This is a genomic window from Streptomyces sp. NPDC107546 (assembly GCF_055639175.1).
The window spans coordinates 56,758-79,631 of record NZ_JBVKBA010000025.1; the positions used below are offsets into that span (position 1 = coordinate 56,758).

Here is a 22,874-nt window from a genome sequence, read left to right on the forward strand (position 1 = left end):
TCGGCACACGTCGGACGGGACCGCCGGACTCGGTCTCGAGCTGGCTGTCGCCCAGACGTCGGGCTCAGGCGAGGTCGAACCGGTCGAGATTCATCACCTTGTTCCACGCTGCCACGAAGTCGCGTACAAACTTCTCTCCCGCGTCCTGGGACGCGTAGACCTCCGAGACGGCTCGGAGCTGGGAGTGCGCACCGAAGATCAGGTCGACGGCGGTGGCGGTCCACTTGACCTCGCCGGTGGCGCGATCCCGACCTTCGAACACGTTCTCGTCCGTAGCCGACGCCTTCCACTCCGTGCCCATGTCGAGCAGGCTGACGAAGAAATCGTTGGTCAGGATTCCCGGCCGGTGGGTGAAGACACCGTGCGGCGACCCCTTGAAGCCGGTGTTCATGGCCCGCATGCCGCCGATCAGCACCGTCATTTCGGGAGCGGTCAGCGTCAGCAGGTTGGCGCGGTCCAGCATCAGGGTCTCCGGCGACAGCTTCTCGCCCGCCGGAAGGTAGTTGCGGAAGGCATCCGCCTTGGGCTCCAGCACGGCGAACGACGCCGCGTCGGTCTGCTCCTGCGAGGCGTCCGTACGCCCCGGTGCGAACGGAACCGTGACGTCGTACCCGGAGTTCCTCGCGGCCTCCTCGACGGCCGCGCACCCGCCGAGGACGATCAGGTCGGCGAGGGAGACCCGCGTTCCGCCGGTCTGGGAGAGGTTGAAGTCCTGCTGGATCCGCTCGAGCGTGCGCAATACCTCGGTGACCTCGGGGACGTCGTTGAGCTCCCAGTCCTTCTGCGGCGCGAGCCGGATCCGTGCCCCGTTCGCCCCGCCGCGCTTGTCGGTGCCGCGGAAGCTCGCCGCCGACGCCCAGGCGGTGGTGACCAGCTGGGAGAGGGAAAGGCCCGAGGCGAGGATCCGGCTCTTGAGGGCAGCGATGTCCTCGTCCCCGACCAGTTCGTGATCAACTGCGGGAACGGGGTCCTGCCACAGCTGCGGCTCGGGAATCCACGGGCCGAGGTAACGCGACAGCGGCCCCATGTCGCGGTGGAGCAGTTTGTACCAGGCCTTGGCGAACGCCACCGCCAGTTCGTCCGGGTTCTCGTGAAACCTCTTCGTGATCGGGCCGTAGACCGGGTCCACCTTCAGCGCGAGATCCGTCGTCAGCATCATGGGGGCATGCCGCTTGGACGGATCATGGGCGTCGCGTACGGTGTCCCGAACCGCGGGATCCGAGGGAGTCCACTGGTGGGCGCCGGCGGGGCTGCTCGTCAGCTCCCACTCGTACCCGTAAAGGTTGTCCAGGTATCCGTTGTCCCACTTGGTCGGCTCGGTGGTCCATGCGCCCTCCAGACCACTGGTGAGCGCATGGGGGCCCGTGCCGCTGCCGTACGTGTTCCGCCAGCCGAGGCCCTGCTGCTCGATGGGCGCAGCCTCGGGTTCCGGGCCGATATAACTGGCGTCGACCGCGCCATGACACTTGCCGAAGGTGTGGCCTCCGACGATGAGTGCGACCGTCTCCTCGTCGTTCATCGCCATGCGCGCGAACGTCTCCCGAATGTCCCGGGCGGCGGCCATCGGGTCCGGGTTTCCGTTGGGCCCCTCCGGATTGACGTAGATCAGTCCCATCTGTACGGCGGCGAAAGGACCGGTGAGTTCCCTGTCGCCGCTGTAGCGTTCGTCTCCGAGCCATGTGTCCTCGGGCCCCCAGAAGATCTCCTCGGGTTCCCAGATGTCCTCCCGCCCGAAACCGAAGCCGAACGTCTTGAATCCCATGGATTCCATGGCACAGTTTCCGGCGAATACGAGAAGATCGGCCCACGAGATCTTCCGGCCGTACTTCTGTTTGACCGGCCAGAGCAGACGGCGCGCCTTGTCCAGGCTCGCGTTGTCCGGCCAGCTGTTGAGCGGGGCGAAGCGCTGTGCGCCGCTGCCGCCACCGCCGCGGCCGTCCGCGATGCGGTACGTTCCCGCGGCATGCCAGCTCATCCGGATGAAGAGCGGCCCGTAGTGACCGTAGTCGGCGGGCCACCAGTCCTGGGATGTCGTCATCACCTCGAAGACGTCACGCTTCAGCGCGTCGACGTCGAGGGTCGCGAACTCCTTCGCGTATTCGTAGTCCTCGTCCATCGGGTTGGATCGGGGCGAGTGCTGGTGGAGAACCTGGAGGTCGAGCTGATTCGGCCACCAGTCCTGGTTCGTCCTGGGCCGCCGAGTCGGTGTGGGCGTCGGCGAAGGGATTGTCGGATTCTCGCTTTCACTGCCGGACATGCCTGTCCTTCTTCCTGCCTCGGTGTTCCTTCTGCCGACTGCCGCTCTTGACGTCATTGGCTTTGCTGTAGCCGGGCACGTCGACCCACACAATCAGCGCTCCGTGGCGCCCACCGGCTGGGAGATGCGCTGTGCCGCGTCCGTATGGTCGCGCATCTCAGACCACACCTCTATGAAACACGCAGAGCACTCCGCAGGATAGACGGGAGAGAAGGAGCGGCCTTTCTGATCTCGTGCCGATTTCCGGCGCAAGGCGAATCGAAACGACAGCCTCCGACTCGCCGGAGGGGACGTGGCTGGTGGCGGCCGTATCAAAGGCAAAGGTGCGCTCGCCCCCACCGGTAGGCGCCCAGGCCCGGCGGCGGTGCCGCCGGAGGTGGTCGCATGACCGTCCTACTCGCTGCCTCCCCGCTGTCCCACCCGTTCTTCCAACACGCCTTCCTCGCCGGTACCGCCATTGCCGCGGCCTGCGGACTGGTCGTTTACTTCCTGGTGGTACGGGCCCAGGTCTTCACCGGCGACGCGCTCAGCCATGTCGCCTTCACCGGCGCGATGGCCGCTCTCGCCTTCGGCGCCGACCTTCGCCTGGGACTGTTCGCCGCCACGATCGGCATGGCGCTGCTTTTCGGCACCCTCGGCCGCAAGGCGCGACCCGACGACGTGGTCATCGGCAGCGTCTTCTCCTGGATCCTGGGCCTGGGCGCCTTCTTCATCACGCTCTACACCGCCTCGCGCGGCACCACGAACGGCACCGCCGGGGTGAGTGTGCTGTTCGGCTCCATCTTCGGCATCTCCGCCGGCAGCGCTGTCCTTGCCGAAATCCTTATCCGCCGAGGTGGTGAGGCGGTGGGCGGCCTTCGCGGAGCTTTGACGTTGGATGCTCACGCCGCGGTTGTGCGGAAGTCGATTCCGGTGCGCGTCTGCAGGTGCTGGCGGTGATCGAGCACGTCAGCCGACGGATCCGCATCCTCGGCGCCGCCGCGCACCCGGCAGCGGCCTGGGTGGCGCAGGCGGCGAAGAACCTCGTCATGGACCTGGAGGACGCGGGCTGCCGGGCCCGGTTCCTGGTTCGGGACCGGGACGGTAAGTTCCCCGCCCTGTTCGATGACGTCCTCAAGCACGCGGGCATCCAGGTTGTGCCAAGCGGTGTCCGGATGCCGAGGATGAACGCCGTCATGGAGCGGTGGGTGCAGCCTTCACGGGCGTGGCGCCCTCCGCTCACCGCGGAGTCGCATCTGGGCGCTCGGGTCCGTTGAGCAGCCCCCGGACGGCGTCGTCGTATCCGGCCGTGTCGGTCAGACCGAAGGCCACACGCTGGAGCAGAAATCCGTGCAGCAGACCAATCACTATCCGTGCGCCGTTCTCCGGCTCCACGGTTGGAACAGCGCTGGCCGCCTGTCCGCGGCGCAGGGCGTCGGCGATGCTGCGACGGACCCTTTCGAAGCCCTCGAAGGCGCGGGCGTGCACGGCCTCATTGCGCAGCAGCTCCGACCAGGTCTGCACGACGCACCGCAGCAGTTCCTCAACCGGCACCACCTGCCCTGCGGCATCAGTGACGGTCTCGGCACTCAGTGCCTCAAGGGATGCGGAGACGAGGTCGCCCAGGGAAGGGGCGTCAGCGACCACGGCCACCCGCTCCATCGGCTGGAAAATCAGCCGGAAGGCGTCCGCAGCGATGGCCAGGATGATCTCCTCTTTGCTCGCGAAGTAGCGGTAGGGGGCACCCGCGGAAACACCGGCCGCGGCGGCGATGTCCGGCATCGAGGTCTGGTGGAAGCCGTCCCGCGCGAAACACCGGCGCGCCGCCGCCACGATCTGCGCACGCTTGGCTTCCCGACGCTCGGGCGTGATGCGCGGCATGGCCGACCTCCATCAAAGTAAATGCTCGTTCACCTTGACGTCGAACTCTATCGGGTCCATCGTAAAATGAATGGTCGTTTACGGAAGCGAGGATCTTGATGAGCATCCAGCTGACCATCGGCACCTACCGGTACGAGCACACCGAGGCGCTCTTCGACGGCCGCGTGAAGATCGACGGGGTGGACGCCACCCTTGAGACGGAGCCACTGGTCTCGGACCTCTTCCGCCACATGCTCGAAGGCCGCTACGACATAGCGGAACTCGGCCTGACCTACTTCCTGCGCACCTTCGACCTGGACGACGCGCCATTCATGGCGCTGCCGATCTTCCCGAACCGCAACTTCCGGCACTCGGCCATCTTTGTGAACACCGAGGCAGGGATCGAGAAGCCGCAGGACCTCGCCGGCAAGACACTCGGCGAGTTCGCGCTCTTCGGACACGACGCCGGGGTCTGGCCCAAGGGCATCCTGTCGGACGAGTACGGCGTGGCCGTCGACCAGTGCCGCTGGGTCATCGGCGGCACCGACCATCCCATCCCCGCGTTCGACTGGCTGCCGCAGCCGGTGCCGGACGGCGTGCAGGTGCGGCACGCCGCCGACGGCCAGACCCTGGGTGCCATGCTCGAGGCCGGAGAGATCGACGCACTCATCTCGGTCGACGTGCCCCAGGCCCTGCTGCAGGGATCGACGAAGATCGCCCGGCTCTTCCCCGACTACGAGAAGGTCGAGCGGGACTACTACCGGCGCACCGGGATCTTCCCCCCGATGCACCTCATCGCGGTCCGCAAGGACCTGGTGCACCGCACCGAGGAACTGCGCTCGGTCTACCGCGCCTTTGTCGAGGCCAAGGACCTGGCCGAACGCACATACCTCAAGGACGCCTCGAAGCAGCACATGAGCCTGATAACCCCCTGGTTCAGCAGCCTGTTCGAACGCAACCGCAGCCTGCTCGGCGATGACTGGTGGCCCTATGGGCTGGGCGCGAACCGCAAGGCCGTCGACACCTTTCTGCGCTACCACCACCAGCAGGGCCTCTCCAAGCGCCTGCTGACCAGCCACGACATTTTCGTCCCCGAGTTCCTCGACACCTGAGCGGCCCATGTGCCCAACTCGGCGAGAAGACGGCCCGAGTTTGACGCGGGCCCCGCCGCACTCGCGCACGGTGTCCGGGTCGGTGGTCGAGGGGCACAGCACCCACGGGGCCGACAGCCGGCGCGCGGCGAACACGGACTCGAGCGCGGCCCTGCGCCGCCGATACGGCCATCCGGTCGTGTCGGTCCTGGACAGCCGCAGCAGATCGAATGCGACGAAGTGGGCCGGCCACTCGCCAGCGGCCCGGGCCGCCCCGGCACCGCGCCGCTGAAGCCGGTTCTCCAACTGCTCGAGTCGCTCAGGTTGTGCCAGAGATGCCACCTGTCCGCGACCTGGACCGCCTGCGGTGCTCCGGCTGCGGCGCCTTCTGCGAAGAACGGCGCTCGGCCCCGGCAGATGACCTCGATGCCGGGTCGCTGGGCGAGCCAGGCTGCCAGGCTGGATGCGTTCAGCACTTCGGACAGCACTCAGCCCTGTCGGCGTTCGATTTCAGGGCAGAGGCAGCCAGGAACAGCCAGTAGGAGCGGGCCGCCTAGATGATCAAGCCCAAGGTCTCAGTGATCGTGGCGATCGCAGTGGTCATGACGCCCGTCGTGGCGGTCGTGCCCGTCGCCGTCGTGCCCGTCGTGCCCGACCTGCTCGTGGGGCTTGATCGTGGTGATGTCGGTGGCGGTGTGGGTGGTGGTGTCACCGCCTTCAGTGACGGTAGCGGTGTTGGTGACCCGTGTACGGGCGTTGCAGGAGACGTCGACCTTCAGGGTGACGGGCGGGTAGCTGTGTCCCGCAGGCAAGACGTCGCTGCGGGTACAGGTGAGCGTGGCCAGCGTGCAATGCCATCCCCTGCCGGTGATCCTGTCGGCCCGAAGACCTGCGGGGAGGATGTCGTGGACGGTGACGGTGGTGCCATTGGTCGGGCCGGCCGTGGTGGCGTTACCCACAGTGATGGTGTAAACGCCGTTCTCGCCCCGGGTGAAGGTGTCCGCGTGACGCTTGGTGATGGTCAGGGAGGGATGGCTAACTGGGATGACCGTGAAGGTGAGGCCGGTACTGCCGGTGTCATCGGTGCTGTCGGTGCCGGTGGGGTCAGTGGGTGGCGGTGCTACTGGGTGCGGTGTGGCCGGTGGTAGCGAAGGTGTCGTCCACCGGCACCGTCCCATCGTTGGCTTGGGCGACGTAGGCGCGCTGAACCGTGGCGGTCCAGGCTGTGGCCAGGACGATCGCCAGGACGGCCAGCCCGCCTGTCACGACCGCCCCCGTCTTGCGGGACCGCACCCTCAGCCACAGTCGAAACATGCCGCCCACAGCTCCCGTGCCGCGGCTTGCTCCAGCCCGCCCTCTCCCATGCCTGGACACCGACATCTTCGCTTCCAAACCGTCGACAACAAGCCGCAGTTACTCATCACGACATAACGATCACTTTACGCTTGCGCGAGTGGGCTGCGAATACGACACGACGGTGATCGCGGCGAGTACACGAGACTCGACAAACACTGCTGGTGGGGTGTGGTGCGCCGAGGTCGGAGCGCCAGCGAGGATGGCGCCGCGGCTTAAAGGAGCGGTGACGCGCCCGATGGCGACCGTCATGCGTTGCCCACGGAGCAGATCAGCCGGCTGCGGGGGCGGGGCTCGGTCGGAGTGGTCACCGGCGGCGCCGGAGGAACTTGGAGAGCGGAAGGCACAGAGCGGTGAGGACGAGGGCTGAGAGTCCGGCGACCATAGGGGTCGAAAAGTGCCGTTGCCGGGCGGCCGACGCGGCGACCGCTCCGGCGCTACCGGGAGTCGTCGGGAAGGTGACGGTGGCGCGCGTGGTGTGCTCGACCAGGCCGCTCTTGAGTGTGAGCGCCGCGGTCCACGGGCCGTCCGGCAGCCGTGCGTCCAGCGGGACGACCGCCTCCGCAAGGTCGCCCGGAGCCAGTGTGGTGCCCGTCTTGGCCGAGAACGGTCCAGCGCGCAGTCCGACCGGCCGGTCGAAGAGGGAGAGCGCCCCGCTGATGTCCAGGGCACGGCCCCCCGTGTTGTGGATCCGGGCGCGAACTTCCCCCCGCCCGTCGCGGGCTCGGGTCGGATAGAGCCGCTCGATCTTGAAGTCCGAGGGTGGCTCACCACCGGGACCGACGTCGATGTACATACGGACGCCCACCCGGCCCAGCATCGTCACATTGTGCGAGCGGTCCGTGGGGGTGCCCGTCTGCGCCCAGATGACGCCGTACCGCTCCCCCGCGGCGGCGTCCCTGGGTACCCGGATGGTGGTGCGTACCCGCGCCGTTTCGGAGGCCGCCAGCTCAAGGTCCGCCGTATCGAGCGACGTCCAGCCGGTCAGCTCGTTGGGGGTGCGCTCCGCCGCGAAGGTGAACTTACCCTTCGCGATGGTGGCCGCCGCAGCGTAGACGTCGACGTGCATCGGTGTGGACGACTCATTGGTGACCTCCACCCGCCGCTCGATGGTCGAGCCGGGCGCGACATGGTCGACGATGTAGGCATGCGCCCTGGGATCGGCACGGCGGCTTTCCGGAGCGTCGAGCAGCTTGATACCGATGACCCTGCCCGCAGCCGGGCCCTGAGGGGAGGACACCCCGGGCGCCCCGTGCCCCGCTGCCGGCATCACCCCGGCCGCCTGTACGAAGGCCAGCACCGGCAGCAGAACCCAGTACCGGCGCACATCCTTCATTCCGTCAGGCAACGGACTGCGTCAGCGTTCCGGTGTAGGCCCCGCCGACGGCGCTGGCGGGCACGTGGACAGTGACTGTCGGGTTCCAGGTCGCGGTGTTGTCTCCGACACCGCTGGTCCCGGCGACTACCGGCGTCGCGGTGTGGCTCAGCGTCACGGGCGTTCCGGTGGCGGTAATGGTACCGGTCGTCGTAATCGACCCGGGATCGTAGGCAGCGCTGCCGGCGGGGATCGTCGACCCACTGGTCGTGAAGTCCGTCTCCGATGCGGTTACCGTCCAGGAGGCCGAGAGCAGGGCGCGATCGTCGGTGACGGTCGCGGGACCGATCGGCGCGCTAATCTGGGTGCCGGGCGATCCCGAGCCGAGGTTGGCGCTGGCCGGTACCGACAGCGTCAATGCGCCGGACGTGACGGTGTACGTGAGTGTGGTGGCGGGGTCGTCCGCCGCGACGGCGAGGCCCGGCTGCACCAGGACGAGAGCAGCGGCTGCGGCCGCGACAGACAGGCTTCGAGCACGCACGACAACTCCCCAAGTAGCCGCCCGCCAGCGGACATCCCGGCTGACGGCGGACATGCTGGCTGACGTGACGCAGACAATCGGGCGCAGCCTCTTCACACAAGTCGACGCGCGTCGCACTCCACCACACGAATGACCACATTTCAGCCGGAGCGAAGCGCAGCTCGCCTCGCCGGCACCCTCAGATCGCCAGGCCGCGATGACGAAGGACAGCAGCGAACGGCATCGCGAACTGACCCGCGACCAGCTCAACATGATCCTCGACGCGGTCAACGGCCTCGCCCTCGACTTCCAGTGGATCACCAACGCCCCGCAGCTCGTCGCCCAGGAGGTCGCCGGCGCCCACGAGGGTGCCGAGGGAACACCGGGAAGCCTGGCGATCGACTCGATGCTGTTGCGCCGGTCGCTGTTCGAATCGGGAGCCCACCCCGGTGCTGTCGGAACGCCAGGTCGCCGCCCATGATGCAGAGCACCGGATGGGCAGCGGCCACCTTCCGGACCTCGCCGGCGTTGATTCCCAGCTCGTTCCGTGGCGCATTGCCGTCGGCTGTGGCTGTGAGCCCGCTGCCGGACGAAGCAGGCTCACAGGGCGACGAGTGCGCGGTGTCTCGTCCTGTGGGGCACCAGTCGGGCCCTCTGCGATACACCCTGATCGGAAGCACTCCGTTGGCGCAGGCGCAGCTCGGGCCGGGAAACTGGTTGCCTGGGGCTGGACTGCGGGAGGTCAGCCGGGGTGTTGCGCCGCCCGACCCCAAATGCCGCGCAGAAGGCCGCCGGACCCGAGTGGGGCAGCATGGACTGGAGATCGTGACTGGCCGTCGCCCAGGGCGTCGAGGCGCAGCGGGAGCCGATCGGTGAACGCGTCACCGCTGGCCCTGCACTGCTGATCGCGTCCCTTGCGGCGGACTGCGGGGCGTTGCAGACGGCCCCCCTACTGCTCCGCGGTCGCGAAGCGCATATCAGCGGTGACGGGTAGAGGGTGGTCTACTCGCCGCACCATCTGGCATGCAGCGCGGCCCGGTGGCACCGTCTATCGCCTCGATGAGTGCGCGTTGCTGCTCCAGGCCCCGTACTCGCAGGGCGCACCCTTTGCCCTTTGTTCTTTCGGCATGGCGCCGGACAGCCGCACGAGGACGCGATGACGCTACTGCGCTCACACTGAGGGAAAATCTGTTCCCATCGCGTGAGCAGGGCGGGAAGGCGACGCGGTAGAAAGGACGTATGCCGGAACGCAAGAACCCCGCAGGGGCCATGGACGACGTCGACGCGGTGACACGGGCGGTGCTGACAGCTTCTCGACTGCTGGTGGCGGTCTCCGCCCGCTCCCTCGCCGAGGTCGAGGAGCGGGTGACTGTGCCGCAGTTCCGGATGCTGGTGGTGCTGTCCACCCGCGGGGCCACCAAGCTCGTTGCCCTTGCTGACCTGCTCCAGGTGGCGCCTTCCACAGCGATGCGCATGGTCGACCGGCTCATCGCGGCCGGACTCGCGCACCGGCGAGCCAACCCCGACAACCGGCGCGAGACCCTGCTGCAGCTCACCGAGGAGGGACGGCGCATCGTCGAGGACGTCACCGCCCGGCGGCGCGCCGAGATCGCGGCGATCGTCGAACGGCTCCGCCCGACGGAGCGGCTGGCGCTGGTCGAGGCCCTCAACTCGTTCAACGAGGCAGGTGCGGAACCCCCAGCGCCCACGGCAGACGATCTGGAACTTCACCCGCTGGGCTGGGTGGTGGACGGCGCGGTGGCGAACAAGACGTGAGCCCTCGATGGCCTCACGGTGCTGACTATATGCCTGGCGTGGCGGGCTCCGCAGGCTCCTGGGGGCTGGTGCTGGCGGGGCGAAGACGGGTGGAGTCCGTGGCGGTGACGGCGGGGCGAGGCTGGCGGACGTGACCGCTACGTGTGTTCGGTGCGAACCACGACGGCTTCCCGCTCGAGGTCTGGTGGGGGCTGCCGGCGGACGTCCCGGTCGGCAGACGTGCTAGCCGTCCACGAGCCGACGGGGTGGGCGTCTCCGCGCAGCCTGAAAGCAGGCCACGGGCCGGGGGCTGTTGTGCGACCAGGCCCCCGGTGGGGGCATGCCCTGATCGTCTCGAGTACGGCCGCCGTCGTTAGTTCCTATCGGCCTTCCGGCCCTTCCGATGCCCGGATGGCGTTCGGGCGGGACGGTGCCGCCCGTCGCTGATCGGCCGACGGGCGGGCTGAGGCGGGTGACTCGGAGGCTGTCATCCCGCACTCGGGGAGGCCGTGGGGGCGTTGACGGACGGGCCCGTCGGTACTCCGTCCGTCGGTACGCCCGGAGGCGGCGTGAGGACCACGACCGGCTCCCCCGGCTGGGGCACGGGTGGCGTGACCTGGCTGGAGGGGAGCTTCGGCGGGACGGTCTCCTGGAAGTTGACCTGGTCGAAGTTGACCAGCCCGGTTTTCTCCATCTGCGTGATGTGGTCCAGAACCACGTCGTTGGCCTGGTCGGCCAGCTGGCGCACGAGTGTGTTCTCGGTGGTGGCGCGGATCTTGGCGATGGTGGAGAAGATCGAGCCGTGGGTCACGCGCAGGATGTTGGCCAGGTCGGTGTCGAACTGCTTGCCGGTGTCCGACGTCAGCGTGTTCAGGAAGCCCTGCTGCTGAGGAGTGGGCTGGTTGGGCAGGGTGACGCCCAGTTGGGGGGCGATCTTGCGGCAGGCCGCGTCGAGCGCGGCGTGCCCGATGACCAGGTGCTGGCCGGCGGTGCGTACGGCCGGGGTCGTCCCCTTCCTGAGAGCCAGCTGCCCGGAGGGGTACTCCCACAGGCCGGCGGACCGCACGAAGACGACGAAGTTGCGGTCGGCCTCCGTGAGCGGCCCGTAGGGGGTGTTGGCGATCACGCGCGAGGCGTTGGTGGACACGTTCTGGACCCCGAGCATGCTCGGGTAGATCAGAGCGGCGAGGGTCAGGCTCAGCGCGCCGCCCACGACTACGGTTCCGATGGTGGTGCGGGAAAAGGGCACGGTTGACCTCCCGGTGTGAACGCGTGGATGGAGCGAACGCCAGGAGGTACGCAGTACTGGGCCCCCCGAACCTTTGCCTTAGGTAAAAATTGCATGATGCTACGGGATGGGCGTCGCCCAATGCCCGCCCATCCACGCTGGTGCGGTGCCGAAGGGCTGCGGGTGGCTGGCCCCGAATGACTTCACCGAGTGCGCACCGTATTTCGGAGACGCGTCATGCCTGCGGCTGTCGGAGCATGTCCATGACGAGCATGCATGCGATGCCGCCTGTCAGGCTATTGCTCCATACGATCCCGGGGGATACGCCATTGGCAGCCGTCACGACCGACGGTGAAACGATGAGCCAGATTCCAATGGGCGCCAACGTCCAAGACAGTCGCAGCGGCCGCTGCTGCGTGAGGGGTAGTCCGATGGCAACGACGGTGAGCCCGACAATCAGATTGTCGACCGTGAGGTATGGGTTGGTTCCCGAGAAGTGGACCACCCACGGCGAGATCGCCGTGTAGATGCCAGTCGGTAGCGCGAGCCACTCGACACCGAGTCCCCAGACGCTCACTGCTGCCCGCCCTTGGCCAGCCCGCGTTTTGGTCGCAGCGGGGCGATCTTCGAGTTCGGTCGATCGACGTTGGTATGGCATAGCGGGCGCTGTTCTCTCGGATGTCTTTCATTATGCAACGGATGGGGCGCGATGTCCCTTTCATGGATCTCTGCCACGGAGTCTCTAGGTAGCGGTGTGCACCGCTCGGAGGGCGCTTTGGGGGCTGAGCCAGCCCACCGGCTTTCCAAGTTGGGGGTCCAGGACAGGTACGCCGGTGCCGCTTGTCGACAAGAGTGCGTCCAGGGCCAGTCCAAGGGGGTGGTCCGCTGCGACCGCTGCGGGCGGCTCGGCGAGCTGTCCGACGAGCGTGGGCGCGGCGTCCGGCTGTTCGGCGAGGGCCTCCGCCACTGCCTGTGCGGTGACGACACCGATGTACTGTCCGGAGTCGTCCGTCACTGGTAGTGCCCCGTGGCCGGAGAGGCTCAGCAGGTCGGCCGCGTCCGCGAGCCTGGTGGAGGCGGGCAGGGGCGAGGGTAGGGGTTCCATGACGGCGCTGACGGGCTGGCCGCCGATGCGGGCGCCCCGGGCCGGGCCTTCGAGGTCGATGCCCCGGCGGCGCAGCTTCAGTGTGTAGATGGTGTCGCCCGTCAGCAGGCGGCTGGTCGCGGTGGCCAGCACAATCGCCATCATCAGCGGCAGGATGATCGAGTACTCACCGGTGAGCTCAAAGAGGATGACCACGGCGGTGATCGGCGCCCGGGCCGCGCCGGCGAAGACGGCGCCCATGCCGATCAGTGCGTACGCGCCGACCGGACCCGCCGACTGGGGCAGCAGGTGATGGGCGGTCGCCCCGTATGCCGAGCCGAGCATGGCTCCGATGAACAGGCTGGGGGCGAATACCCCGCCCGAGCCGCCGATGCCGATGGTCAGGCTGGTCGCCAGCATCTTGCCCGCCAGCAGGAGCAGCAGGAAGCCGACCGCGTACCCGCCCTCGGTCGCCTTCTGCAGCACCGGGTAGCCGACGCCGTACATCTCGGGCAGCGCGAGCAGTACCAGGCCGAGCGCGAGGCCGCCGGCCGCCGGGCGCAGCCACTCGGGGCCGCGCCAGGCCCAGTCGCAGGCGTCCTCGATCAGGTACAGGATCCGGGAGAAGCCGACTCCCACCACGGCGGCGGCGACGCCGAGCATGGCGAACAGTCCGTACTGGGCGAGGTGGTCGACGTGGAAGTCCGGCAGGTGCAGGAAGACCGCGTCGCCGAAGGCGGCGCGGCCGATCACGCTCGCGGTCACGCTGGCCAGCACCGTCGCGCCGAACGCCTCCGCGCTGAAGGTGCCCAGGATCAGCTCCATGGCGAAGAAGACGCCGGCCAGCGGGGCGTTGAACGTCGCGGCGATGCCGCCCGCCGCACCGCAGGCGACCAGGAGCTTCAAGCGTCCCTCGGCCGCGTTGGACATGCGGCCGAGGGTCGAGCCGAGCGCGGAGCCGATCTGCACGATCGGGCCTTCGCGCCCCACGGAGCCGCCGGAGCCGATGCACAGGGCGGAGGCGAGCGTCTTCACCACGGCGACCTTCGGGCTGATCCGGCCCCCGCGCTGCGCCACGGCCAGCATCACCTCGGGCACGCCGTGGCCACGCGCCTCCTTGGCGAACCGATTCACCAGCGGCCCGTACAGCAGGCCACCGGCCACCGGGGCGAGGAGCACGAAGTACGGACCGAGCCACGACACGTGCGGATTGCTCGTGCCCGGAGCTGCCGCATAGTCGGCGTGTCCGGAGAAGAGGTGCGTGAAGGTCTTGATGCACCAGCGGAAGACGACCGAGCCGGCCCCGGCTCCGGCACCAACGACGACCGAGAGCGCCATCAGAACCCAGGGAGCTGACCTCAGAGCCGTGAGCGCCGGCGCCGAGGTGAGGTCGCTTGTCGTAGTGGCTCTCGTGTTGTGTGTCGTTCGCTTCCTGTCCTTGGCCGACTCAATGACACGCATCAGTTCCCCTTCCTTAGTTTTGCATTATGCAAAACCGATGGCGGCTGTGCCAACCGCAGGACGCGCACGCCCCACCCTGGATCAGCGGGCTCGGCCGCGGTGTATCGGCCGTACATGCCGGAAGGGTTCTGCTTCTCCGGCACGCCAGGCAGTGTCCTGGCGATCACGAGCGGAGCCAGATGACGACTGCTGCTGCGGTGACGGTGCCGGGGTAGACGTAGCCGCGCTTGTCGAACCTGGTCGCAACCGCGCGGAAGGCCTTCAACTTGTTGATCGCCCGTTCGACGGTGTTGCGCTTCTTGTAGCGGCCCTTATCGAAACCGGGCGGCCGACCGCCGGCGCTGCCGCGCCGGACCCGGTTGGCAGCCTGGTCGGCCTTGTTCGGGATGATGTGCCGGATTCCTCGTCTGCGCAGGTAGCGGCGGGTTTGGCGGTTGCTGTAGCCCTTGTCGGCGCTGACGCTGTCCGGCTTCCTACGAGGCCTGCCGGTGGCCAGCCTCGGCACGCGGATCTTGTCCATGACCGGCTCGAACTGGGTGCAGTCGGCGCACTGCCCGGCGGTGATGACCAGCGAGAGCACCCGGCAGCGCCCGTCCGCACTCAGGTGGATCTCGGTGGTGAACCCGCCGCGTGAGCGGCCGAGCGCCTCACCTCCCGCGCCACCTCCGCCAGCTGGTCGATCAGTTCCACCCGGATCCGAGCGGCTTTGACCACCCAGGCGAGCCCCTTTTGACGGCGGGCGGCGGAGCCTGCCGGGCGCCGGCGGCGTGGTGGTGCGCGCGCACGGCTGTCGAGTCGACCGAGATTCCCAGTCCATTTCGCCGGCCGCGTCCGCCTCGGCCTGGATCCGCTGGAGGAGCATCTCCCACGTTCCGTCCGCCGACCAGCGGCGGTGCCGCTCGTGCACCGTCTTCCATGGTCCGTACCGCTCAGGCAGATCACGCCACTGCACGCCCGTGCGTATCCGTTAGAGAACCCCGTTCACGACCTGGCGGTGGTCCCGCCACCTGCCGCAACGCCCGTTGCTCACCGGTAGAAGCGGCTCCAGCCGCTCCCACTGAGCATCCGTCAAGTCACCTCTGTCTCCCACAGCCCTACCAACGACAGGATTGATCGCCGGGACGTGGTCCAGTCCCCGGCGATGCCCGGTACTGACCGCTGAATACGGTGGAGGAACCGGTTGAATGGGAGGACGCGAAGACGTGGACGTGTATGAGGCCGTGGACAGTCGCCGGGCCGTGCGGGCGTTCAGCGATGAGCCGGTACCCAAGGAGGTGCTCGAACGAGTGCTGACCGCAGCGACGCGGGCTCCGTCCAGTGGGAACCTCCAGCCGTGGCATGTGTACGTCGTGACCGGCGAACCCTTGGCCGAACTGAAGAGGCGCACAACCGCCCGGGCACTGGCAGGCGATCCGGGTGACGAGCGGGAGTATCCGATGTACCCGGACGAACTGACCTCGCCGTATCTGGACCGCTTCTCCGCCGCGGCCACCCAACGGTACGAAGCTCTGGGGATCGAGCGCGACGACCCTGACCGGCCCAAGAAGATCGCCGCACTGAACTCGGAGGCGTTCGGGGCGCCGGTCGTCCTGTTCTGCTACCTCGACCGGACAATGGGGCCCGGACAGTGGGGTGACACGGGGATGTACTTGCAGACGGTCATGCTGCTGCTGAGGGCGGAAGGGCTGCACAGCTGCCCCCAGGTGATGTGGACTATGTACCGCAAGACCGTCAGCCGAACAGTCGGAGCCGACGACGAGCTCGTACTGTTCTGCGGCGTCTCAGTGGGATTTGAGAAGGAGGGCGTACCAAGGCTGCGAACAGGACGGGCGGACATGACGGAAACGGTGAGCTTCATCGGCGTGTGACCGCTGACGGCCGAGATCGACAGGACAGGCCCTAGCGTCTCGTGTGTCCAAGATCAGGGGTCAAAGCCCGGTGCCAGACTTTGCGCGCCCCGTACACCCCGTAGTTGGCCTGGTGGATCCGCCGGATCTCGGCGGTCAGCTCAGCGTCGCGCACCGACCGGGCCGCAGGCGGATCAGCTCCGGTGGGTACTTCCGCTGGGCAGGCATGGACGCATCCTTCCAAGGATCAGCGCCCTCTACCGAACCCGGAACGGTTCAGTTGGATGGGACCGGGGGGCGGCAGAGAGAGCCTGGGATGGTCATGTTGGGCCAGTCGACAGTGTGCAGGTCCAGACGTCGGCCCGGCCTAGGCGGCCCACGTAACCGCCGTCGGCCCACACCAGGGTGATCTTCTTGTAAGCGGGCCCGGACGCGTTCCAGCAGGTCCACGGCCGCGTTGCTGTCGTGGACGCTCGCGGTGGTCACCATGACGACCAGGAGCAGACCCCGGCAGTCCGTCACCATGTGCCGCTTGCGCCCGGGCACCTTCCTGCCCGCGTCGTAGCCGCGCAAGGACGCCGGGACCGTGGCGGCCGCCCGGACCGACTGCGAGTCGACGATGGCTATGGTCGGCTCCGGATCGCGGCCGGCGTCCTCACGCACCAGACCCCGGAGCCGGCCGTGCAGCTCGGCCAGCCCCTGCGCGCCCCAGCGCCGCGCGAACGCGTAGACGCGGCCCCAGACGGGAAAGTCGCCTGGCATCGCCCGCCATGTGATGCCGCCCGCGACCAGGTAGCGCACAGCATTCAGCATCTGCCGGTGGCAGTGGCCCTCCGGCTGACCGCCCCTGCCGTTCATCCACGCGGGAACCGGCATCGCCTCCCGCACGACCGCCCACTCGGCGTCGCTCATGTCCGAGGGATGCCTGGCTGCGACACAGCGTCTCCTGACCAGGTCTTTTGGGACTTCGACAATCCCGAGCTGCACAGGAGGCCCTCCCCCCATGCACACGGGAGCCGAAGATCACGCGACCGAGTCACCGCACTCGAACTGGCGCCAACAAGATCGGTACGACAACGGCTTCACATCACCGTGCCGCTTCGGATTCGACTTCCGCCTGCGCGGGGCAGCCGGTCACTGGCCGCGGTTCGGGCTGCGGACCTTTCACTGCTGATGGTGGTCGCGCGGCGGCCCGATCGGGTGATGACCCGCCCGCGGAGGGTGTCGGCGTTGGCGCGGCCGGGAACGTGGGCCAGTCTTGTCGCGGAAGGGAGGCCCGCCAAACATGGCCGTGCACTGCTTCGGATCTCAGCGCCCCGCCCGCGACGGAGTGAAGTTCCGCCAGGCGGGGCTCACCGCCACCCTCCAGGCCGTCAGCTACGAACTGTGGTGCTCCATCGACAACCACCGGGAACTCAGCATGGACACCCACCTCCGGGTCGGCGGGAACGGCCCGGCGTCACCGGCCCCCGGCAGCGCCGCCGCGACCGCGACCGGGCAGTAGCGATGGCTTCCGGACCCGGCGGCCGCCCGCGCCGCCATACGGTCATCCGCGTGCTGCTCCAAGTGGTGACTGCGGCCGCACTGGCTGTGGACGCCTACGTGCACGCCAGCCTCGCCGCTCCGTATGACCAGGTCGGACGGCAGGTCACCCAGGGAACGTTGTTCCGCCTCGAAGCCGCCGTGGCGTCGCTGGCCGCGCTGCTGGTCCTGCTGCTCGGTCGCCGACGGCCGGTGTGGGTGTTCGCGTTCCTGGTGTCCGTCTCCGCGCTGGGTGCCGTGCTGCTCTATGGGTACGTGAACGTGGGCGCTCTCGGTCCGCTGCCGAACATGTACGAGCCGTTCTGGGGGCCGAAGAGGACCGGCAGCGCGATCGCCGAGGCCGTCGCCGCTGTGACCTCGCTCGTGGGCTTTCTGATCACCGGCCCGCCGCGCTCTGCGTCCACTCGGGCCGGCGCTCCTCGGGGCGGCATGGCCGACGGCGGGGGCGGCTGATCACATGCCACGCCTCGCCTCGCCGCACACCCCGGAGTACCGGCGCAGCTTCTTCGGGGCGCACGGCCACGCCGTGCCCCTGCTCAGGCCCAGCCGGGCAGCGCCCTGTTGGGCCTGGCTCTGATCCAGTTGCTTCTGGCGCTGTGGATGTACGGCCGGCTGCCCGGCCTGCGCGCTGCGCCGCACCCGGTGGGCACCGCGCACCGCCTGATCGGTATATTTGCTTTCCTGTTCTCCGTCCCGATTTGCCCAGCAGTGCATCATCGCCTACGGCGTCAGCCTGACCGGGCCCCGCAGGGCGCTGCACTCGCTCGCCGGCTGTTTTCCAGGGGGCCTTCGTCGCCAAGGTCGTCGTGGTGCGCCATCGCCGCTGGCCGGGCCAGGCGCTTCCGCTCGCCGGTGGCGCGCTCGTCACGGTGATCGCCCTGGCCTGGTACTCGGCGGCGTTGTGGTACCTAAACGGCTTCCGGGCGCCCGGCCTGTAGGGGGACGGCGCCGGATCGGTGCCGTCGTCGGCCACTATCGGCAGTGGTCACAGCTCGCCAACCCGCCGCCTTCCCGCGGTGCGAGGTGACCGGTTCACGCGAAAGCCGTTCCGTTCCTTCGGGGCGTTGGTGCCGCCGGTCTGAGGTGCCCGGCGCCGCCACACCTCGCGGCCAGGTGCGGCACTGACCGGCACCGGGGCGACGTTGGCCGGCTGCGGGCCCCGGCCCGCAAGCACGCGCCTTGTATCCGGGTGCTCTGTGCGAAAATTGGACGTATGGCACATGGTGCTGAAGGCAAGCGAGAGGAGTGCCTCATGATCGCCAAGCTGCTCGCCAAGTTGTCCTTCACCCGCAACTACGGTGCGTACGGCGCCCACGACTGGGGTACGCACACCGGCGACGACAGGGTGTGACCACACGTTCGGCGGGCGCCCCCGGGCTCCCGCCGGCTCCTGGCCGCGCTGCCGACGATATCGGCCTGACTGGTACGAGAAGTCAGGGGCGATCCCATGGGCCGAGTGAATGAGCCGCCGCGGTTGCCCGGAGGCAGCTTCGCGGCCTGGAGCCGCAACCGGCTGGCACTAGCGCGCCGTGGCGCTGACGAGTGCGGGGACGTCTGGCAGCTGGAGCGGGGTGTCTACGTAGCCGCTACGGCCGGGGTGTGTGAAGAGGTCCTGCACCGCGCGCAGGACTTCCCCAAGCCGTCCTCGCCTCTCTTCCCGCCGTTGAAGCGGGCCGGCGGAGCGCCGACGCCCGAGGAGGGGGCGCACGCTCGCGCCGCCCGTATGCGCGGACTGCGCCCGCAGGCGGTTGCGGCCCGGATCGGTGAGATCGCGTCCGGGACCGCTCGCTTTGCCGACCAGTGGCCCACGGGCCGGGACGTCGAGATTCTGCCCCTGGTCCGGCCCGTCCTGGCAGAGATCGGCGTGCGCTACCTCTTCTCCGAAGACGCTCCCGCCCTGCTGCCCTTCGCCTGGCAGCTCTTCGTGGCCCGGGAGGTGCTCGTACGCCCCTCGCACTGGGTGTGGCCGCGCTGGGTCCCCACACCGGCACGGCGGTTCCGCACACGGCGGCAAGTCGCCTTCACGAACGCCGTGCGGCCCATCGTCCGCCGACGCCGTTCATCGGGCCGGCTCGGTGACGACGTGCTGGGACAGATGCTCCGGCCTTCCCCCCGCTACGGCAAGCTGTCGGAAGAAGTCATCCTCGACACCCTCCCCGGAATCACCGTCGCCACCTTCGAGACACCCTCCCGGGCAGCCGGATGGATCCTGCTCCACCTGGCCCGATACACCGAGGCCGCGGACCGCGTCGCGGCCGAAGCCGCCATGCTGCCCGCCGACCCGGCCACGACGACCAGCACCCACGTCGACAACCTGCAGTACACCCAGGCGCTGGTACGCGAAGTGCTCCGACTGCACCCCCCGAGCTGGCTGCTCACCCGGCGCGCCCCGCGACAGACTCAGCTTGCCGACTACACCATCGACGCCGGATCCACCGTTCTCGTCTGCCCCTACACCGCCCACCGCGACGCACGGGAACACCCCGAACCGGACCGGTTCCGGCCCGAACGCTGGCTCGACGATTCGGGCTCGCCGGCGAAGCCCGGGGTCTTCCTCGGCTTCGGCACCGGGCCGCACGGCTGCGAGGGAGCCTCTCTGGCCATGGCCATGCTCACGCTCATGACCGCGCAGACCGCCCGCCGCTACCACTTGAGCGAGCCGCCCGGCGCGGAACCCGGCTACCGGGTCACCACCTTCGAAGGTCTCGCAACCGCCGGCCTGCACCTGCGTGCCACCTTGCGCGGCTGAGGGCAGTCCTACTTCCGGTGGCAGGCCGCCTCCACCCGCGAACAACGAACGTCGATCAAATCCGAGCGCCGTTCCACACGCGCTCGGATCACCGGCTCATGGCTCGCTCATCGAGCGTCGCCGGTCGAACTCGTTGACGAGCATGCCCATCATGACAAGGTCGTGATGCCGGCCGGCGAAGAAAACGTGTTCCCGCAAGCGCCCCTCCTCGGTGAAGCCGAGCCCACGAAAAAGTGCCAGCGATGCCTCGTTGTGGGCCAAAACCGCCGCCAGGCACTTGTGATAGCGCCGCTCGGCGAACATGAAGCGCAGCAGCAGCACCACGGCTTCGGTCGCGTAGCCCTTGCGCCGGTGGCCGGCGCTGATGGTGATATCGAACTCGAACCAACCTGAGCGAGGGCCGGTGCGATGTGAGCCGACTGTACCGACCAGCTCTCCCGTGGCCGTCGCTTCGACCGCCAACCGGAAGCGGTCGTCATGGCACTCGGCAACGGCCTGCTCCTTCGCCCAGGCACGGTAGCTCTCGGCAGACCTCGGCAGGTCCAGCCGGCCCCCTCGCGTCCCGTCCTCGTCGGCGAAACGCGCGAACGCCGTCCAGTCGTCGGGCTCGACAGCGCGCAGGCGTACCCGATTACCGGTCCAGGACGATGCCATGCCCTATTTGATCACGCTGCTGTGCGCACGAGGCCGACAGGCACGCCGATGCAGGCGTTGCCCGCCGTGCTCCGTCTCACTGCTGATCGTCGTCCTCGTGGGGGGGGAGCGGGGTCCCGCAGCGGGCGCAAGTCCGACTGCGTTCAGAGAGGGTGATGCCGGTGCTGCTCCGCTACTGCTCTTCGACTGAACTGAGGTAGAGCTGTCATGGGGCGGGAGGTCGGGGCAGCTCATGGCGGCACCCGTGGCGTTCATCTCCCGGGTTATCGGACTCGCCGCTATCGGTGCCGCTGTTACGCTGATTTTGTGACGGTTTCCGGCGCACCGTGCCACACGGTTTGCGTCGAAACGGCAATCCAAAAGAGCGCCGCTTGCGTGGCCGAAATGTGCAGCCGCACCAGGGATACGTCCCTGGTCAGGCGCCGATCGCCTGAGCCGCGATGATCAATTCTTTCCATTGGGGACCCGACGAGCGACGTGCACCCCCCGGCACTTCGCAGGGGTGGGCAGCGGCCGGATCCTCCCTGCGCGCCGGGTGCCGGCTGAGGGTCTGCAGCTCCCACTCCCTGTGGAGGCCGGGGTGAAAGTTGTCGTTGATCTCTCCCGATGTGCGGGGTACGCGCAGTGCGCTTTCCTGGCTCCGGAGGCGTTCCGGATGCACGGTGAGGAAGCGCTCATGTACGACCCGAACCCCGATGACGCCTGGCGCGACCAGGTGCTACGCGCCGCGGCGGCCTGCCCGGTCCAGGCAATCCTGGTCGACCAGCTGGAGGCACGGCACGCACCGGCGGAGGCGTCGCCGTCATGACGAGTGCCGACAGCCTGCGTGCGTTCAAACGCGATGGCCGCATCGTGGTCGTCGGGGCTTCGCTGGCGGGGCTGCGGGCCGCGGAGGCCTTGCGCGACGAGGGTTTCACCGGATCGTTGACCATGATCGGTGACGAGTTGGGCGAGCCCTACGACCGGCCTCCCCTGTCCAAGCAAGTACTGACCGGGTGGGTGCCGGCCGGGGGCACCACTCTGCCTCGCCGTCGTGCCATCGAGGCGGAGTGGCTGCTGGGGGTGCCCGCCAGCGGGCTGGACCTCGCGACGAACCACGTGCGTCTCGCCGACGGACGCGAGATTCCCTTCGACCGGGTGCTGATCTCCACCGGGGTACGGGCCCGGCCGTGGTTCGTCGAGTCCGAGGCGGCCCTGGACGGAGTGTTCGTCGTACGTACACGCGAGCATGCCGAGAGCCTGCAGCGGGCCCTCGCCGCCGGGCCCTCCCGTGTGCTGGTCATCGGTGCGGGATTCACCGGCTCCGAGATCGCCTCCGTCTGCCGCGAGCGGGACATCCCGGTGACCGTCGCCGAACTCGCGCCGGCCCCGCTGGTCGGGGCGCTCGGCGCCATGATCGGCGAGGTTGCGGCCAACATGCAGCGCGCTCACGGTGTCGACCTACGGTGCGGTGTCAAGGTCGCCCGGCTGGAGGGCGACGCGCAGGGACGGTTTCGCCGTGCTCACTTCGACGACGGCAGTACGGTCGACGCCGATGTGGCGGTGGTGGCACTCGGGAGCGTCCGCAACACCGAGTGGCTGCGGGAGTCGGGACTGACGGCGGGCGTATGGGGAATCACCTGCGACACGGGCTGCCGCGCCCTCGACATCAATGGCCGCGTCACCGACGACGTCTTCGCCGCGGGGGACGTGGCACGTTGCCCGAATCCCATCTACGAAAACCGGCTCATCTCGATGGAGCACTGGGCCAACGCCGTCGAGCAGGCGGAGGTCGCGGCACACAACATGGTCAGCGCCCCGGAGGACCGTCGGCCCCACGTGTCCGTCCCCTTGTTCTGGTCGATCCAGTTCGGCGTCAACATCAAGTCCGTCGGCGTGCCGACCTTCGCCGACGAGGTGGCCGTCACCCAGGGATCGCTGGACGACCACCGCTTCGTCACCGCATACGGCTACCGGGGCCGCGTCACGGCCGCCGTGAGCTTCAACAACGCCAAGTGGCTCAACCACTACCGTCGATTGATCGAGACGGCCGCACCTTTCCCGCCCCGCTGCCCCACGCCGGACCAGCCGGCCGCCATGAAACCGGTTCCCGTCGACCTCCCCGGCCCCACCCTGCTCGCTCAGGGCGCCACCGCGGTCGTCACCGGCCATGACCCGGGTGAGCGCCGCATCACGGCCG

General features: G+C 68.6%; 23 protein-coding genes and 4 pseudogenes. 13 read left to right on the top strand and 14 right to left on the bottom strand.

The features are described 5' to 3' along the window. Positions 1-64 precede the first annotated feature (64 nt). On the bottom strand, positions 65-2,257 hold the full coding sequence (gene katG / locus ACZ7L1_RS29375) for a catalase/peroxidase HPI (RefSeq protein ID WP_471441227.1): 2,193 nt from the start codon (positions 2,255-2,257) through the stop codon (positions 65-67). Positions 2,258-2,641: 384 nt separating this feature from the next. Here katG and ACZ7L1_RS29380 point away from each other — a divergent pair, with 384 nt between their 5' ends. Further along, positions 2,642-3,196 (top strand): metal ABC transporter permease, encoded by a 555-nt coding sequence (locus ACZ7L1_RS29380; protein ID WP_471441229.1) that lies wholly within the window; start codon positions 2,642-2,644, stop codon positions 3,194-3,196. After that, positions 3,193-3,513, top strand: coding sequence for a hypothetical protein (locus ACZ7L1_RS29385; protein WP_471441231.1), 321 nt, complete (start codon positions 3,193-3,195; stop codon positions 3,511-3,513). Before ACZ7L1_RS29380 ends, ACZ7L1_RS29385 begins: the two co-directional genes overlap by 4 nt. On the opposite strand, the gene ACZ7L1_RS29390 is transcribed toward ACZ7L1_RS29385, so the two are convergent. Then, on the bottom strand, positions 3,476-4,117 hold the full coding sequence (locus tag ACZ7L1_RS29390) for a TetR/AcrR family transcriptional regulator (protein WP_471441233.1): 642 nt from the start codon (positions 4,115-4,117) through the stop codon (positions 3,476-3,478). The genes ACZ7L1_RS29385 and ACZ7L1_RS29390 overlap by 38 nt on opposite strands. Positions 4,118-4,215: 98 nt before the next feature. Here ACZ7L1_RS29390 and ACZ7L1_RS29395 point away from each other — a divergent pair, with 98 nt between their 5' ends. Next, on the top strand, positions 4,216-5,208 hold the full coding sequence (locus ACZ7L1_RS29395; RefSeq protein WP_471441235.1) for a substrate-binding domain-containing protein: 993 nt from the start codon (positions 4,216-4,218) through the stop codon (positions 5,206-5,208). A gap of 290 nt (positions 5,209-5,498) precedes the next feature. On the opposite strand, the pseudogene ACZ7L1_RS29400 reads toward ACZ7L1_RS29395, so the two are convergent. From ACZ7L1_RS29400 to ACZ7L1_RS29420, 5 genes and pseudogenes are all read right to left on the bottom strand, one after another. Beyond that, a pseudogene (locus ACZ7L1_RS29400) lies at positions 5,499-5,657 on the bottom strand (ISL3 family transposase); the annotation flags it as partial. A gap of 105 nt (positions 5,658-5,762) precedes the next feature. Then, the gene (locus ACZ7L1_RS29405) at positions 5,763-6,365 is read right to left on the bottom strand and encodes a hypothetical protein (RefSeq protein ID WP_471441236.1); all 603 of its coding nucleotides are present in this window, start codon (positions 6,363-6,365) and stop codon (positions 5,763-5,765) included. Beyond that, on the bottom strand, positions 6,292-6,501 hold the full coding sequence (locus ACZ7L1_RS29410) for a hypothetical protein (RefSeq protein WP_471441238.1): 210 nt from the start codon (positions 6,499-6,501) through the stop codon (positions 6,292-6,294). The genes ACZ7L1_RS29405 and ACZ7L1_RS29410 overlap by 74 nt, the downstream gene beginning before the upstream one ends. A gap of 346 nt (positions 6,502-6,847) precedes the next feature. Then, the gene (locus ACZ7L1_RS29415; RefSeq protein ID WP_471441240.1) at positions 6,848-7,876 is read right to left on the bottom strand and encodes a COG1361 family protein; all 1,029 of its coding nucleotides are present in this window, start codon (positions 7,874-7,876) and stop codon (positions 6,848-6,850) included. 4 nt (positions 7,877-7,880) lie between these two features. Continuing rightward, entirely contained in the window at positions 7,881-8,396 is a 516-nt protein-coding gene (locus tag ACZ7L1_RS29420; RefSeq protein ID WP_471441242.1) for a hypothetical protein, read from the bottom strand. A 196-nt stretch (positions 8,397-8,592) separates the two neighbouring features. Between ACZ7L1_RS29420 and ACZ7L1_RS29425 the strand changes: the two genes are divergently transcribed. Beyond that, entirely contained in the window at positions 8,593-8,856 is a 264-nt protein-coding gene (locus ACZ7L1_RS29425) for a hypothetical protein (RefSeq protein WP_471441244.1), read from the top strand. A 758-nt stretch (positions 8,857-9,614) separates the two neighbouring features. Next, positions 9,615-10,151, top strand: coding sequence for a MarR family winged helix-turn-helix transcriptional regulator (locus ACZ7L1_RS29430; protein WP_471441246.1), 537 nt, complete (start codon positions 9,615-9,617; stop codon positions 10,149-10,151). A 466-nt stretch (positions 10,152-10,617) separates the two neighbouring features. Here ACZ7L1_RS29430 and ACZ7L1_RS29435 read toward each other — a convergent pair whose 3' ends face one another. From ACZ7L1_RS29435 to ACZ7L1_RS29450, 4 genes are all read right to left on the bottom strand, one after another. Further along, positions 10,618-11,379, bottom strand: a complete 762-nt coding sequence (locus ACZ7L1_RS29435) for a DUF4142 domain-containing protein (protein WP_471441248.1) — start codon at positions 11,377-11,379, stop codon at positions 10,618-10,620. A 214-nt stretch (positions 11,380-11,593) separates the two neighbouring features. Further along, the gene (locus tag ACZ7L1_RS29440) at positions 11,594-11,935 is read right to left on the bottom strand and encodes an SPW repeat protein (protein ID WP_471441250.1); all 342 of its coding nucleotides are present in this window, start codon (positions 11,933-11,935) and stop codon (positions 11,594-11,596) included. Positions 11,936-12,100: 165 nt separating this feature from the next. Then, entirely contained in the window at positions 12,101-13,780 is a 1,680-nt protein-coding gene (locus ACZ7L1_RS29445; protein ID WP_471441252.1) for a chloride channel protein, read from the bottom strand. Positions 13,781-14,066: 286 nt separating this feature from the next. Then, positions 14,067-14,855 (bottom strand): IS5 family transposase, encoded by a 789-nt coding sequence (locus tag ACZ7L1_RS29450; protein ID WP_471441254.1) that lies wholly within the window; start codon positions 14,853-14,855, stop codon positions 14,067-14,069. A gap of 250 nt (positions 14,856-15,105) precedes the next feature. On the opposite strand from ACZ7L1_RS29450, the gene ACZ7L1_RS29455 reads away from it, so the two are divergent. Then, positions 15,106-15,771 (top strand): nitroreductase, encoded by a 666-nt coding sequence (locus ACZ7L1_RS29455; RefSeq protein ID WP_471441256.1) that lies wholly within the window; start codon positions 15,106-15,108, stop codon positions 15,769-15,771. Between the two features lie 73 nt (positions 15,772-15,844). Here ACZ7L1_RS29455 and ACZ7L1_RS29460 read toward each other — a convergent pair. Next, a pseudogene (locus tag ACZ7L1_RS29460) lies at positions 15,845-15,940 on the bottom strand (IS3 family transposase); the annotation flags it as partial. 86 nt (positions 15,941-16,026) lie between these two features. Continuing rightward, positions 16,027-16,662, bottom strand: a complete 636-nt coding sequence (locus ACZ7L1_RS29465; RefSeq protein WP_471441258.1) for a transposase — start codon at positions 16,660-16,662, stop codon at positions 16,027-16,029. 373 nt (positions 16,663-17,035) lie between these two features. Here ACZ7L1_RS29465 and ACZ7L1_RS29470 point away from each other — a divergent pair, with 373 nt between their 5' ends. The 5 genes and pseudogenes from ACZ7L1_RS29470 (at position 17,036) to ACZ7L1_RS29490 (ending at position 20,041) form a co-directional block, all read left to right on the top strand. After that, on the top strand, positions 17,036-17,254 hold the full coding sequence (locus ACZ7L1_RS29470; protein ID WP_471441260.1) for a hypothetical protein: 219 nt from the start codon (positions 17,036-17,038) through the stop codon (positions 17,252-17,254). 2 nt (positions 17,255-17,256) lie between these two features. Next, entirely contained in the window at positions 17,257-17,745 is a 489-nt protein-coding gene (locus ACZ7L1_RS29475) for a hypothetical protein (protein WP_471441262.1), read from the top strand. Positions 17,746-17,874: 129 nt separating this feature from the next. Further along, a pseudogene (locus tag ACZ7L1_RS29480) lies at positions 17,875-17,934 on the top strand (DUF6529 family protein); the annotation flags it as partial. Positions 17,935-18,098: 164 nt separating this feature from the next. After that, a complete protein-coding gene (locus ACZ7L1_RS29485) occupies positions 18,099-18,230 on the top strand; it encodes a DUF6529 family protein (RefSeq protein ID WP_471441264.1) in 132 nt (43 codons plus the stop codon). 509 nt (positions 18,231-18,739) lie between these two features. Beyond that, positions 18,740-20,041: a cytochrome P450 gene (locus tag ACZ7L1_RS29490; RefSeq protein ID WP_471441266.1), complete on the top strand. Its 1,302-nt coding sequence runs from the start codon at positions 18,740-18,742 to the stop codon at positions 20,039-20,041. 96 nt (positions 20,042-20,137) lie between these two features. Here the strand turns inward: ACZ7L1_RS29490 and ACZ7L1_RS29495 are convergent, their stop codons facing one another. After that, positions 20,138-20,695, bottom strand: coding sequence for a GNAT family N-acetyltransferase (locus ACZ7L1_RS29495; RefSeq protein WP_471441268.1), 558 nt, complete (start codon positions 20,693-20,695; stop codon positions 20,138-20,140). A 580-nt stretch (positions 20,696-21,275) separates the two neighbouring features. Here ACZ7L1_RS29495 and ACZ7L1_RS29500 point away from each other — a divergent pair. Together ACZ7L1_RS29500 and ACZ7L1_RS29505 are read left to right on the top strand one after the other, a co-directional pair. Beyond that, the gene (locus tag ACZ7L1_RS29500; protein WP_471441270.1) at positions 21,276-21,503 is read left to right on the top strand and encodes a ferredoxin; all 228 of its coding nucleotides are present in this window, start codon (positions 21,276-21,278) and stop codon (positions 21,501-21,503) included. After that, positions 21,500-22,870, top strand: a pseudogene (locus ACZ7L1_RS29505) (NAD(P)/FAD-dependent oxidoreductase); the annotation flags it as partial. The gene ACZ7L1_RS29500 and the pseudogene ACZ7L1_RS29505, both read left to right, overlap by 4 nt. Positions 22,871-22,874: the final 4 nt, after the last annotated feature.